17 protein-coding genes are annotated in these 13,184 nt (G+C 58.5%); 14 read left to right on the plus strand and 3 right to left on the minus strand.

Features of this window, described 5'->3' with window-relative positions:
- The first annotated feature begins 1 nt into the window (after position 1).
- The 4 genes from HX811_RS26310 to HX811_RS26325 are packed head-to-tail and all read left to right on the plus strand — an operon-like array spanning position 2 to position 3,421.
- Positions 2–1,024 carry a LacI family DNA-binding transcriptional regulator gene (locus HX811_RS26310; RefSeq protein WP_003219958.1) on the plus strand — a complete coding sequence of 341 codons (1,023 nt, stop codon included), beginning with the start codon at positions 2–4 and terminating at the stop codon, positions 1,022–1,024.
- A 23-nt stretch (positions 1,025–1,047) separates the two neighbouring features.
- A complete protein-coding gene (gene rbsK / locus HX811_RS26315) occupies positions 1,048–1,965 on the plus strand; it encodes a ribokinase (protein WP_008438691.1) in 918 nt (305 codons plus the stop codon).
- Complete coding sequence (gene rbsD / locus HX811_RS26320; protein WP_008438690.1) at positions 1,962–2,366, plus strand: D-ribose pyranase; 405 nt, start codon at positions 1,962–1,964, stop codon at positions 2,364–2,366. The genes rbsK and rbsD overlap by 4 nt, the downstream gene beginning before the upstream one ends.
- Before the next feature lie 26 nt (positions 2,367–2,392).
- Complete coding sequence (locus HX811_RS26325; RefSeq protein ID WP_003219953.1) at positions 2,393–3,421, plus strand: nucleoside hydrolase; 1,029 nt, start codon at positions 2,393–2,395, stop codon at positions 3,419–3,421.
- A gap of 33 nt (positions 3,422–3,454) precedes the next feature.
- Here the strand turns inward: HX811_RS26325 and HX811_RS26330 are convergent, their stop codons facing one another.
- A complete protein-coding gene (locus tag HX811_RS26330) occupies positions 3,455–3,667 on the minus strand; it encodes a hypothetical protein (RefSeq protein ID WP_003219951.1) in 213 nt (70 codons plus the stop codon).
- A gap of 142 nt (positions 3,668–3,809) precedes the next feature.
- Between HX811_RS26330 and HX811_RS26335 the strand changes: the two genes are divergently transcribed.
- Positions 3,810–4,115, plus strand: a complete 306-nt coding sequence (locus HX811_RS26335) for a hypothetical protein (protein WP_003219949.1) — start codon at positions 3,810–3,812, stop codon at positions 4,113–4,115.
- A 147-nt stretch (positions 4,116–4,262) separates the two neighbouring features.
- Entirely contained in the window at positions 4,263–4,583 is a 321-nt protein-coding gene (locus HX811_RS26340) for an I78 family peptidase inhibitor (protein ID WP_008438688.1), read from the plus strand.
- Positions 4,584–4,656: 73 nt separating this feature from the next.
- Here the strand turns inward: HX811_RS26340 and HX811_RS26345 are convergent, their stop codons facing one another.
- The gene (locus HX811_RS26345; RefSeq protein WP_003179963.1) at positions 4,657–4,869 is read right to left on the minus strand and encodes a cold-shock protein; all 213 of its coding nucleotides are present in this window, start codon (positions 4,867–4,869) and stop codon (positions 4,657–4,659) included.
- A 289-nt stretch (positions 4,870–5,158) separates the two neighbouring features.
- Positions 5,159–5,473: a hypothetical protein gene (locus HX811_RS26350; RefSeq protein ID WP_080673250.1), complete on the minus strand. Its 315-nt coding sequence runs from the start codon at positions 5,471–5,473 to the stop codon at positions 5,159–5,161.
- 364 nt (positions 5,474–5,837) lie between these two features.
- On the opposite strand from HX811_RS26350, the gene thrS reads away from it, so the two are divergent.
- The 8 genes from thrS (at position 5,838) to HX811_RS26390 (ending at position 13,124) form a co-directional block, all read left to right on the plus strand.
- On the plus strand, positions 5,838–7,760 hold the full coding sequence (gene thrS / locus HX811_RS26355) for a threonine--tRNA ligase (protein WP_003219944.1): 1,923 nt from the start codon (positions 5,838–5,840) through the stop codon (positions 7,758–7,760).
- Positions 7,760–8,311 carry a translation initiation factor IF-3 gene (gene infC, locus HX811_RS26360; protein WP_169875357.1) on the plus strand — a complete coding sequence of 184 codons (552 nt, stop codon included), beginning with the start codon at positions 7,760–7,762 and terminating at the stop codon, positions 8,309–8,311. Before thrS ends, infC begins: the two co-directional genes overlap by 1 nt.
- A 59-nt stretch (positions 8,312–8,370) precedes the next feature.
- Positions 8,371–8,565, plus strand: a complete 195-nt coding sequence (gene rpmI, locus HX811_RS26365; protein ID WP_002553160.1) for a 50S ribosomal protein L35 — start codon at positions 8,371–8,373, stop codon at positions 8,563–8,565.
- Between the two features lie 28 nt (positions 8,566–8,593).
- Entirely contained in the window at positions 8,594–8,950 is a 357-nt protein-coding gene (gene rplT / locus HX811_RS26370; RefSeq protein ID WP_003219940.1) for a 50S ribosomal protein L20, read from the plus strand.
- A 109-nt stretch (positions 8,951–9,059) separates the two neighbouring features.
- On the plus strand, positions 9,060–10,076 hold the full coding sequence (gene pheS / locus HX811_RS26375) for a phenylalanine--tRNA ligase subunit alpha (RefSeq protein ID WP_003219939.1): 1,017 nt from the start codon (positions 9,060–9,062) through the stop codon (positions 10,074–10,076).
- Positions 10,077–10,102: 26 nt separating this feature from the next.
- A complete protein-coding gene (gene pheT, locus HX811_RS26380) occupies positions 10,103–12,481 on the plus strand; it encodes a phenylalanine--tRNA ligase subunit beta (RefSeq protein ID WP_177048079.1) in 2,379 nt (792 codons plus the stop codon).
- Positions 12,482–12,484: 3 nt separating this feature from the next.
- Positions 12,485–12,787 (plus strand): integration host factor subunit alpha, encoded by a 303-nt coding sequence (gene ihfA, locus HX811_RS26385; RefSeq protein ID WP_002553164.1) that lies wholly within the window; start codon positions 12,485–12,487, stop codon positions 12,785–12,787.
- Positions 12,768–13,124 carry a MerR family transcriptional regulator gene (locus tag HX811_RS26390; RefSeq protein WP_003219935.1) on the plus strand — a complete coding sequence of 119 codons (357 nt, stop codon included), beginning with the start codon at positions 12,768–12,770 and terminating at the stop codon, positions 13,122–13,124. The genes ihfA and HX811_RS26390 overlap by 20 nt, the downstream gene beginning before the upstream one ends.
- Positions 13,125–13,184 lie beyond the last annotated feature (60 nt).

Genomic DNA, 13,184 nt, shown 5'->3' on the forward strand with positions numbered 1-13,184 from the left:
CATGGCAACGATCAAGGATGTGGCCGCGCTGGCGGGGATTTCCTACACCACCGTGTCTCATGTGGTGAACAAGACGCGCCCGGTCAGCGAGCCGGTACGGATCAAGGTCGAGGCGGCCATCAAGCAGCTCGACTATGTACCCAGTGCGGTCGCGCGCTCGCTGAAGGCCAAGACCACAGCCACCATCGGCCTGTTGGTGCCCAACAGCCTCAACCCGTATTTTGCGGAACTGGCCCGGGGCATCGAGGATTACTGCGAGCGTAACGGCTATTGCGTGATCCTCTGCAACTCCGACGATAATGCCGAAAAGCAGCGCAGCTACCTGAGGGTGCTGCTGGAAAAACGCATCGACGGCTTGATCGTGACCTCGGTGGGCGGCGACGACAGCGGCCTGGCGACAGGCCTCAAGGCGGTACGCACGCCGATGGTCATCGTCGACCGTGCATTGGACGGGATCGATGTCGACCTGGTGCGCATCGACCATGAACAGGGCGCTTACCTGGCGACCCGGCACTTGCTCGATCTGGGTCATCGCGACATTGCCTGCATTGGTGGCCCGAGTCATACCCGCGTGGCGCAAATGCGGATGGCGGGCTACTACCGTGCCCTGGCCGAGGCGGGGCTCGAAGTGCCGGCCGGCCGTGTGCTGGAAAGTGATTTCACCAGTACCGGTGGTTACGCGGCCGCGGCGCAATTGCTGGCGGATAATCCCCCCAGCGCGATTTTTGCCGGCAACGACATGATTGGCTTCGGCGTCTTGCGTGCCGCTGCCGAACGTAACATCCGGGTGCCCGGTGAGCTGTCGGTGATCGGGTTTGATGATATCCAGATGAGCCAGTACGTGTACCCGGCGCTGACCACCGTGGGCCAGTCGATCCTGCAGCTGGGAGAGATGGCGGCCGAGCTTTTACTGCGACGAATTGCGACACCCCAATTGCCGATCGATCAACGCATCGTGACGCCGAGTATTGTCCTGCGCGAGTCGACGGCGCCGTTGGCCGGTGTGTTTGCCCAATACCGCTGAACCGAATTGATGAGTATTGATGTATGCCAGCAAAAGTAGTGGTAATAGGCAGCCTGAACATGGACCTGGTCACCCGGGCCAGCCGGCTGCCCCGCGCCGGTGAAACTCTGATCGGCCAATCGTTTTCCACCGTTCCCGGCGGCAAGGGCGCGAACCAGGCGGTCGCTTCGGCGCGCCTCGGGGCTGAGGTCGCCATGGTCGGCTGCGTGGGTACCGATGCCTATGGCGCGCAATTGCGCGACGCGTTGCTGGTGGAGGGCATTGATTGCCAGGCCGTCAGCACCGTCGACGGTTCCAGCGGCGTGGCGCTGATCGTGGTGGATGACAGCAGCCAGAATGCGATCGTTATTGTCGCCGGTAGCAATGGCGAGCTGACCCCAGCCAAATTACAGGCATTTGACAGTGTGCTGCAGGCTGCCGACGTGATTGTCTGCCAGCTGGAAACGCCGATGGAGACTGTCGGCCATGCCCTCAAGCGCGGTCGCGAGCTGGGCAAGACGGTGATCCTGAACCCGGCGCCGGCCAGTGGTCCGCTGCCCGAGGATTGGTACGCCGCCATCGACTACCTGATTCCCAATGAAAGCGAAGCCTCGGCCTTGAGCGGCGTGGTGGTCGACTCGCTGGACAGCGCCAAGGCCGCCGCCACACGCCTGATCAAGGCCGGTGCTGGCAAAGTGATCATTACCCTCGGCTCCGAAGGCGCGTTGTTTGCCGATGGCCAAGGCTTCGAGCACCTGGTCGCGCCCAAGGTCAAGGCGGTCGATACCACGGCTGCCGGTGACACCTTCGTCGGCGGTTTCGCAGCCGCGCTGGCCAACGGCAGGAGCGAGGCCGAGGCCATTCGTTTCGGCCAGGTAGCCGCCGCGCTGTCCGTGACCCGCGCGGGTGCGCAACCCTCTATTCCCACATTGCATGACGTCCAAGGTTTTGTGCCCTCATGAAAAAGACTCCCTTGCTCAATATCGCGCTGTCACGGGTGATCGCATCCCTTGGCCATGGTGACATTCTGGTGATCGGTGATGCCGGCTTGCCGGTGCCGCCGGGTGTCGAGCTGATCGACCTGGCGCTGACCAAAGGCATTCCGGATTTCGTCAGTACCTTGCGCATCGTCCTCAGCGAGATGCAGGTGGAAAGCCACGTGCTCGCTGAAGAAATCCTGCTCAAGCAACCGCCGGCCCTGGCGGATCTCAATACCCTGACCGAACAGGCCGCCCTCGGCGAACGCCGCCTGGTCAGCCATGAAGAGTTCAAGCAGCTCAGCCGCAAGGCGAGGGCGGTGGTGCGCACCGGCGAGTGCCAGCCCTACTGCAATATCGCGCTGGTTTCCGGCGTAACGTTCTAGAATTCCCCAACGACAAGGAGTGCGTCATGCAACGTGGTACCCAAACCCTGCGACACCTGTTCCGGAGTGTGCTGCTTTTGTCCGTTCTAACTGCTGCAAGCGCCCACGCGGCGGAAAAAATCGACCTGATCATCGACACCGATCCCGGTGCCGACGACGTGGTTGCCTTGCTGTTCGCCATGGCTTCGCCCGATGAACTGCAGATCCGCGCGCTGACCACCGTTGCCGGTAACGTGCGCCTCGACAAGACCTCCCGCAACGCACGCCTGGCCCGCGAATGGGCAGGGCGCGAGGACATCCCGGTATATGCCGGTGCACCGAAACCGATGCTGCGCACGCCGATCTACGCTGAAAACATCCATGGCAAGGAAGGTATCTCCGGCGTCACCGTGCATGAGCCGAAAAAAGGCCTGGCCGAAGGCAATGCCGTTGATTACCTGATCAAGACCCTCAGCACCGCCAAGCCCCACAGCATCACCATCGCCATGCTCGGTCCGCAGACCAACCTGGCGCTGGCATTGACCCAGGCGCCGGAGATCACTCAAGGCATCAAGGAAGTGGTGGTGATGGGCGGCGCGCACTTCAACGGCGGCAATATCACGCCGGTGGCCGAGTTCAACCTGTTCGCCGACCCGATCGCGGCCGAGATCGTGCTCAAGAGCGGCGTCAAGCTGACCTACCTGCCGTTGGACGTGACCCACAAGGTCCTGACCAGCGACGCACGCCTGAAGCAAATCGCTGCGCTGAACAACAACGCGAGCAAGGTGGTGGGCGATATTCTCAATGAATACGTCAAAGGCGACATGGAGCACTACGGCATCCCGGGTGGCCCGGTGCATGACGCTACCGTCATTGCCTACCTGCTCAAGCCTGCGCTGTTCAGCGGCCGTGAAGTCAATGTGGTGGTGGATAGCCGTGAAGGCCCGACCTTCGGCCAGACCATCGTCGACTGGTACGACGGCCTGAAACAACCGAAGAACGCGTTCTGGGTTGAAAACGGCGATGCCCAAGGCTTCTTCGATCTGCTGACCGAACGCCTTGGTCGCCTGAAGTAAACAGCCTGCCGGTCGACGTTCGTCGGCCGGGTCTTATTCGCGCTCGGGGTCTGGCGCCCCCATGTGATCGGCCGGGTATTTCTCGAATACCTGGCCGATGAATGCCTGCGCGGCCTGTGTGCCCAGTTCCTTGACCAGCAGGTCGATACCGATGATTGCCAACTCCTCCGGGCTGCCCGGGCTGTAGGAGCTTTGCCCGTGGGGCCACTTGGCTTTGATGTCGGCGTGGATCGTGACGATGGTCATGGGTGTCTCGCGAGGCTGAAAGGCGGTTAGTGCGTTCTGCGTGTGGAGTTAACCATTTTGCGCCGTGTTTGGCACTGCTACTTAGGCATGAGGGGAGGGCTGTGCGACACTGTCCGCCTGTTTAATTGCCAGGGCAAACCGCGTGCAGATCGACTTGAACAACCCCGAAAACCTGACGCTGGACGCTGTGCGGCAGCTGCTTGCGTCCGCCAGTGACAACGTTCACACCCAATTGCGCGTTACCAAGGCCGGCATTGCCTACATTTCTTCGGGCGTGGTGGGTGGCGTCGATATCGACGGCCTTCTGTTCCGCCTGGAGACCTGGGCGGCGGGTTCGGGTTATGTCGGCAACGTCGCAGCCAGCGACGAGGTGTGGGTGATGCAGATTTTCAACGCGCTCAAGCAGAATTGGCCAACGCCGCCGTTTGATTACATCGACATCTATTGAGTGCGTTCATATCTGGTGACGATTGATTCGCCAGCGCCCGGTGTCGACTCAGGCAGACTGGCCCACAGCCAATTGTGACAATTCTGAAACCAATCGGCCAAACCACGGTCGCACGATCTCTGTCCATTTTTTCTCAAAGGAGGCTTCATGCCTTGGAAGCTCGCATCATTCGGTACTTTGTTGGCTGCGCTCGCCTTGTCGGGTTGCAGCACCCCGGGTACCTCTGAGCCAGCCAAAGACACTGCCGTGACCGATGCTGGTCATAGCCGCTGTGAGGCGAAGGCTGCCGAGTTCGCAATCGGCCAGAAAGCTTCGCCACAATTGCTGGAACAGGCCCGTAGCCGCGCCGGAGCGCAGAACGCACGCATTCTCAAGCCAGATGACATGGTCACGCTGGAATACCGCTCCGATCGCCTGAACCTCAATACCGATGACAACCTTGTGATCAATCGGGTCAATTGCGGCTGATTGCTCCAGCGCTTTTCTCCAGGCCATAAAAAACCCCGTCACATGGACGGGGTTTTTTTAGTTCGGCGCAGATTTACTCTGGGCGAACCTGTGCAGCTTGCATACCCTTTTGGCCTTTCTCAGCCACGAAGGAAACGGTTTGGCCTTCTTTCAGGCTTTTGAAACCGTCGCTTTCGATAGCTTTGAAGTGTACGAACAGGTCGTCACCGCCACCTTGAGGAGTGATGAAGCCGAAGCCTTTTTCATCGTTGAACCATTTAACGGTGCCGGTTTGGCGATTAGACATGGTGTATCTCCAAGAAACATATATTTTCAGTAGTGCTGTGCTGCTCAGGCCAACTGGGCACACCGAGCTATCATAGTCGAAATGTTCGGCTTGGGAGCCCCCCCAAGGCATTGTTTGCTAATCAATCGCGTTGTGTTTCATGCCTTGGTTGGCTGAAAGCCCCGATCTACGGGGCTTTCAGGCGAAATATCAGCTGTTAAAAAAAGCCGTAAAAGCTGCGTAATTTGTGAGAAATGGCAGTTTTCATGGCGATTTCTGGTCCTTCAGCCGGTCTGGCAGGGTGTAAAAATTACTTTTTCTTCACGACTTTGCAGGACGAAATAGCCGTCACAGCTTTGGTCTTGAGCGCAGGATCTGCGTTCTGGTTGGTCATGAGTTCCTTGATTTCGGCACTGCTCAATTCGGCATTGATTTTGTCCGCGCCACATTCACAGTGGTCTTTGGCGGTTTTGGCATCAACACTTTGCTGGGCGGCTGCGCTGCAATCCTTGATGAAGCTGTCCCGCGCACCGGCAGGCCAGTTCGACGGGGCTGCGGCGTGCGCACCCAGGGACATGAGGGTCAGGGATGCAGCAAGGGCGAAAGTCGAGGTAAAACGCATAATCAAATGCTCCTGGAGTCGTGGACGAACGGCGATTCTCGGTGTGTTTGAGGGCTGCCGTACAGTTCAAGTTCACTTTTGCCCTTAAAAGCCGGGAATTTTCGTTTCGTGAAGCGGCTTCGGCGCCATGACCGTTCATCTGTGCTAGCATCTTCCGCTTGGCTATTTTCCGGCGCGCCCTATGCCGCCTTGCCAAGGTCTTTTTTGTTTAACTCCAGTCACTCTGGTTCGATTATCGGTTGGCCGAAAGGCTCCTGCCGCTGTAAGGCAGGCGTTCATCACTGAACGGCCTGGTATTGGATCTTGTACTGGCTCATCCCAACCCACGTGACCTTTGGTAGGGGTCACCACTAGGAGAGGAGGCGCCATGCCAACTATTACTCTTCCCGACGGCAGTCAACGTTCATTCGATCATTCGGTTTCCGTAGCCGAGGTCGCCGCATCCATTGGTGCCGGCCTGGCCAAGGCCACCGTGGCCGGCAAGGTCGACGGTAAGCTGGTTGACGCCAGCGACCTGATCACCGGCGATGCCAGCCTGCAAATCATCACGCCCAAGGATCAAGAGGGGCTGGAGATCATTCGCCACTCTTGCGCGCACCTGATTGGCCATGCGGTCAAGCAGCTGTACCCAACCGCGAAGATGGTCATCGGCCCGGTCATCGACGAAGGCTTCTATTACGACATCGCCTACGAGCGTCCTTTCACCCCGGACGACCTGGCGGCTATCGAACAGCGCATGCACGCGCTGATCGAAAAAGATTACGACGTCATCAAGAAAGTCACTCCGCGTGCCGAAGTGATCGACGTGTTCACCGCCCGCGGCGAAGACTACAAGCTGCGCCTGGTGGAAGACATGCCGGACGAGCAGGCCATGGGCCTGTATTACCACGAAGAATATGTCGACATGTGCCGTGGTCCGCACGTGCCGAACACGCGCTTCCTCAAGTCGTTCAAGCTGACCAAGCTGTCCGGTGCCTACTGGCGCGGTGACGCGAAGAACGAACAACTGCAGCGGATCTACGGCACTGCCTGGGCTGACAAGAAGCAGCTGGCGGCCTACATCCAGCGCATCGAAGAAGCCGAAAAACGCGACCATCGCAAGATCGGCAAGCGCCTGAACCTGTTCCACCTCCAGGAAGAAGCGCCGGGCATGGTGTTCTGGCACCCGAACGGCTGGACCCTGTACCAGGTGCTCGAGCAGTACATGCGCAAGGTTCAGCGCGACAACGGCTACCTGGAGATCAAGACGCCGCAAGTCGTTGACCGCAGCCTGTGGGAGAAATCCGGGCACTGGGCCAACTACGCCGACAATATGTTCACCACCCAGTCGGAAAACCGCGACTACGCCATCAAGCCGATGAACTGCCCGTGCCACGTACAGGTGTTCAACCAGGGCCTGAAGAGCTACCGCGAGTTGCCGATGCGCCTGGCCGAGTTCGGTGCCTGCCACCGTAACGAGCCATCGGGTGCACTGCACGGCATCATGCGCGTGCGCGGCTTCACTCAGGATGACGCCCACATCTTCTGCACCGAAGAGCAGATGCAGGCCGAATCCGCTGCATTCATCAAGCTGACCATGGACGTGTACCGCGATTTCGGTTTCACCGAAGTCGAGATGAAGCTGTCCACTCGTCCGGAAAAACGCGTCGGTTCCGACGAACTGTGGGATCGCGCCGAAGCTGCACTGGCCGCAGCGCTGGACAGTGCGGGGCTTGCATACGACTTGCAGCCGGGCGAGGGCGCGTTCTACGGTCCGAAGATCGAGTTCTCGCTGAAAGATTGCCTTGGTCGCGTCTGGCAGTGTGGTACCCTGCAGCTCGATTTTAACCTGCCGATCCGTCTGGGAGCCGAATACGTCTCCGAAGACAACAGCCGTAAACACCCGGTTATGCTGCACCGGGCGATCCTCGGCTCGTTCGAACGGTTCGTCGGGATCCTGATCGAGCACTACGAGGGTGCATTCCCTGCGTGGCTGGCTCCGACCCAGGCAGTGATCATGAATATCACTGATAAACAGGCAGATTTTGCCGCTGAAGTTGAAAAAACTCTCAATGAAAGCGGATTTCGTGCCAAGTCCGACTTGAGAAATGAAAAGATCGGCTTTAAAATCCGCGAGCATACTTTGCTCAAGGTTCCCTATCTTTTGGTTATCGGAGATCGGGAAGTCGAGATGCAGACTGTCGCTGTGCGTACTCGTGAAGGTGCTGACCTGGGCTCGATGCCCGTCGCCCAGTTCGCTGAGTTCCTCGCGCAAGCGGTTTCCCGGCGTGGTCGCCCAGATTCGGAGTAATTATTATTAAGCGTGAAATGAGACAAGATAAACGAGCTGCACCGAAAGCCCCGATCAACGAGAATATCTCGGCACGCGAGGTTCGGTTAATTGGCGCTGACGGCGAGCAGATTGGCATCGTCTCGATTGATGAAGCGCTTCGTATTGCTGAAGAGTCCAAATTGGACCTGGTGGAAATCTCCGCCGACGCAATCCCACCCGTTTGCCGGGTGATGGACTACGGCAAGTCGATCTTCGAGAAGAAGAAGCAGATTGCCGCGGCGAAGAAGAACCAGAAGCAGATTCAAGTAAAAGAAATCAAGTTTCGTCCAGGGACGGAGGAAGGGGATTACCAGGTAAAACTGCGCAACCTGGTACGTTTCCTGAGTGATGGGGACAGGGCCAAGGTATCCTTGCGATTCCGCGGCCGTGAGATGGCCCACCAGGAGCTGGGGATGGAACTCCTCAAGCGGGTTGAAGCTGACCTGCTCGAGTACGGTTCGGTCGAACAGCATCCTAAGATGGAAGGACGCCAGCTTATTATGGTCATCGCCCCGAAAAAGAAGAAGTAATCAATAGGGCACGGCAGGCCTTCTGATTATGTTTATCAACTGAATGCGGAGTACCGAACATGCCAAAGATGAAAACTAAAAGTGGTGCTGCTAAGCGGTTTCTGAAAACTGCTAACGGTATCAAGCACAAGCACGCTTTCAAGAGCCACATCCTGACTAAAATGTCGACCAAGCGTAAGCGTCAACTGCGCGGTAGCAGCTTGCTGCATCCGTCTGACGTGGCAAAAGTCGAGCGCATGCTGCGCCTTCGTTAATTTTAGTCAAGAATAGAGGAAGTAACTCATGGCTCGTGTAAAGCGTGGCGTCATGGCGCGTAAGCGCCACAAGAAAATTCTGAAACTTGCTAAAGGCTACTACGGCGCGCGTTCACGCGTATTCCGTGTTGCCAAGCAAGCGGTTATCAAGGCTGGCCAATACGCCTACCGTGACCGTCGTCAGAAAAAACGTCAGTTCCGCGCTCTGTGGATCGCTCGTATCAACGCTGGTGCACGTGTTAACGGTCTGTCCTACAGCCGTTTCATCGCTGGCCTGAAAAAAGCGTCCATCGAGATCGACCGTAAGGTTCTGGCTGATCTGGCAGTGAACGAAAAAGCGGCGTTTGCTGCGATTGTCGAGAAAGCTAAAGCCACCTTGGCTTAAGTACCCCCGACAGTCACCCTGGGTCGCTTCCGCGGCCCACGGTGTTAAACGTCTTAAATAGGGGAAGAGCCTTCAAGCTCTTCCCCTATTTTGTATCTGGAGTCTGTACATGGAAAACCTGGATGCGCTGGTCTCTCAAGCACTAGAGGCTGTGCAAAGCGCAGAAGATATCAATGCCCTGGAGCAAATCCGGGTTCACTACCTTGGCAAAAAGGGTGAATTGACTCAGGTGATGAAGACCCTGGGGAATTTGCCGGCTGAAGAGCGTCCGCAAGTCGGTGCGCTGATCAACGTGGCCAAGGAGCGTGTTACAGAGGTTCTCAATGCGCGCAAGGCGTCGCTCGAGGAGGCTGATCTTGCGGCCAAGCTCGCCGCCGAATCCATTGACGTGACCCTGCCTGGCCGCGGCCAGACCTCGGGCGGCCTGCATCCGATTACCCGGACTCTGGAACGTATCGAGCAGTTCTTCACCCACATCGGCTACGGCATTGCCGAAGGCCCTGAGGTCGAAGACGACTATCACAACTTCGAGGCGCTCAACATCCCAGGCCACCACCCGGCCCGGTCGATGCATGACACCTTCTATTTCAACGCGAACATGCTGCTGCGCACCCATACCTCGCCGGTACAGGTCCGCACCATGGAATCGCAGAAGCCGCCGATCCGCATCGTCTGCCCAGGCCGTGTGTATCGCAGCGACTCCGATATCACCCACTCGCCGATGTTCCACCAAGTCGAAGGCCTGCTGGTTGATCGCGACATCAACTTCGCCGACCTCAAAGGCACCATCGAAGAGTTCCTGCGGGTGTTCTTCGAGAAGGAGCTGGCGGTACGTTTCCGTCCTTCATTCTTCCCGTTCACCGAGCCATCCGCTGAAGTCGATATGGAATGCGTGATGTGCAGCGGTAAAGGCTGCCGCGTCTGCAAACAGACCGGCTGGCTGGAAGTGATGGGTTGCGGCATGGTTCACCCCAACGTGCTTCGCATGTCCGGGATCGACCCGGAAGAATTCTCGGGCTTTGCCTTCGGCATGGGCGTTGAGCGTCTGGCCATGCTGCGTTACGGCGTGAACGACTTGCGTCTGTTCTTCGACAACGACTTGCGGTTCCTCGCGCAATTTCGCTAGTCGTAACGGATCTTTAGGAGAGCAGGATGAAATTCAGTGAACAATGGCTGCGTGGCTGGGTAAGCCCGCAGGTAAGTCGCGACGAGCTGGTTGCTCGTCTGTCGATGGCCGGCCTTGAGGTCGATAGCGTCACGCCGGCCGCCGGTGTTTTCAGTGGTGTGGTTGTGGGTGAGGTGCTGAGCACCGAGCAACACCCGGACGCTGACAAGTTGCGTGTGTGCCAGGTCGGCAACGGCGCGGAAACCTTCCAGGTCGTGTGCGGAGCGCCAAACGTGCGCCCGGGCCTGAAAATCCCGTTCGCCATGATCGGTGCCGAGCTGCCAGGCGACTTCAAGATCAAGAAGGCCAAGCTGCGTGGCGTTGAGTCCAACGGCATGCTGTGCTCCCAGGCGGAACTGCAGGTCGGTGAAGGCAACGATGGCCTGATGGAACTGCCGGCCGATGCGCCAGTGGGCCAGGACATCCGTGTCTATCTGGAACTGGAAGATGCCAGCATCGAGGTCGACCTGACCCCGAACCGTGGCGACTGCCTGTCGCTGGCGGGCCTGGCGCGTGAAGTCGGCGCACTGTACGCCGCGACCGTGACCCGCCCGGTGGTTGCAGCGGTACCTGCCGTGCACGACGAAGTGCGTTCGATCGAAGTGCTGGCCCCCAACGCCTGCCCACGTTACCTGGGTCGCGTGATCCGTAACGTCGACCTGTCCAAGCCAACCCCGCTGTGGATGGTTGAGCGCCTGCGCCGTTCCGAAGTGCGCAGCATCGACGCTGCCGTCGACATCACCAACTACGTGATGCTGGAACTGGGCCAACCGCTGCACGCCTTCGATCTCGCCGAAATCAACGGCGGCATCCGCGTGCGCATGGCCGAGGAAGGCGAGAAGCTGGTACTGCTCGACGGCCAGGAAGTCAGCCTGCGTGCCGATACCCTGGTGATCGCTGACCATTCCCGCGCCCTGGCGATTGCCGGCGTGATGGGGGGTGAGCACAGCGGCGTGTCCGCAACCACTCGCGACATCTTTCTCGAAAGCGCTTTCTTCGATCAGATCGCCATCGCTGGCAAGGCCCGTTCCTACGGCCTGCACACCGACGCCTCGCACCGCTACGAGCGTGGCGTGGACTGGCAGCTGGCCCGTGAAGCCATGGAGCGCGCCACTGGCCTGCTGCTGGAAATCACTGGCGGCGAAGCCGGCCCGATCATCGAAACCGTCAGCGAACAGCACCTGCCGTCGGTTGCACCGATCATCCTGCGCGCCAAGGCCGTTGAGCAAATGCTCGGCCTGGTGATCGAGCCGGTTGAAATCGAGCGCCTGCTGTCGGCACTCGGCCTCGGCATCTCGACCGGTGAAGCAGGGCAGTGGCACGTAGAAGTGCCAAGCCATCGCTTCGATATCAGCCTGGAAGTCGACCTGATCGAAGAACTGGCCCGCCTGTACGGCTACAACCGCCTGCCGGTTCGTTACCCGCAAGCGCGCCTGGCGCCGCAGCCGAAAGCCGAAGCCCGTGCACACCTGCCGGAACTGCGTCGCCTGCTGGTTGCCCGTGGTTATCAGGAAGCGGTGACCTACAGCTTCATCGATCCAAAGCAATTCGAACTGTTCAACCCGGGTGTCGAGCCGCTGTTGCTGGCTAACCCGATCTCCAACGACATGGCCGCCATGCGCTCGTCGCTGTGGCCGGGTCTGGTTAAGGCGCTGTCCCACAACCTGAACCGTCAGCAAGACCGCGTGCGCATGTTCGAAAGCGGCCTGCGTTTCGTCGGTCAGCTGGATGGCCTGAAGCAAGAGCCGATGCTGGCTGGCGTGGTTTGCGGCAGCCGTCTGCCGGAAGGCTGGGCACAAGGTCGCGACACCGTCGACTTCTTCGACGTCAAGGCCGATGTGGAAGCGGTGCTGGGCTTTGCCGGTGCGCTGGATGCCTTCACTTTCACCCCTGGCAAACACCCGGCGTTGCACCCGGGCCAGACCGCCCGTATCGAACGTGAAGGTCGCCTGGTGGGCTTCGTTGGCGCGATTCACCCGGAACTGTCGAAAACCTTGGGGCTGGACCGTCCAGTCTTCGTTTTTGAGCTAGTCTTGGCTGAAGTGGCCTCGGGCAAAATGCCTAAATTCAGCGAGTTGTCGCGTTTCCCTGAAGTACGACGTGATCTGGCGCTGATTGCCGATCAAGGTGTTGCGGCCAGTGCTGTTCTGGACGTAATCCGTGAAAATGCAGGGGAATGGCTGACAGACCTCAGGCTATTTGACGTCTATCAGGGTAAAGGCATTGATCCGCATAGAAAAAGCCTTGCAGTTGGCTTGACCTGGCAGCATCCATCGCGCACTCTTAATGACGATGAGGTGAATACGACGACGCAAAATATCCTCACCTCGCTCGAACAAAGGTTGAACGCCACGTTAAGGAAGTGACGTATGGGGGCTTTGACGAAAGCTGAGATGGCGGAACGTCTGTATGAAGAGCTGGGCCTGAACAAGCGCGAGGCCAAGGAATTGGTCGAGCTGTTCTTTGAAGAAATCAGGCACGCACTTGAAGACAACGAACAGGTCAAATTGTCCGGTTTCGGCAATTTTGACCTGCGGGACAAACGCCAGCGGCCTGGCCGCAATCCAAAAACGGGAGAAGAAATCCCGATCACGGCTCGCCGTGTGGTCACCTTTCGTCCAGGGCAGAAGTTGAAGGCCCGAGTTGAGGCTTATGCTGGAACCAAGTCATAACGACGAACTGCCCGTCATCCCAGGCAAACGCTACTTCACCATTGGTGAAGTCAGCGAGCTCTGTGCGGTAAAGCCGCACGTGCTGCGCTATTGGGAGCAGGAGTTTCCTCAACTCAACCCCGTCAAACGCACCGGGAACCGTCGGTATTATCAGCGCCAGGATGTGCTGATGATCCGACAGATCCGTGCGTTGCTGTACGACCAGGGGTTCACCATCAGCGGCGCGCGCCAGCGTATGTCCGGTGATGAAGCCAAAGACGACACCACCCAATACAAGCAAATGATCCGCCAGATGATCTCCGAACTCGAAGATGTGCTGGTGGTTTTGAAGAAGTAATTCCGGCTTTTAAAATACTTCCACATTTCAAAAGCTTGCGGTATATTCCTGATCGCTTCG

Source organism: Pseudomonas sp. F8002 (genome assembly GCF_013385495.1).
Lineage (GTDB): Bacteria > Pseudomonadota > Gammaproteobacteria > Pseudomonadales > Pseudomonadaceae > Aquipseudomonas.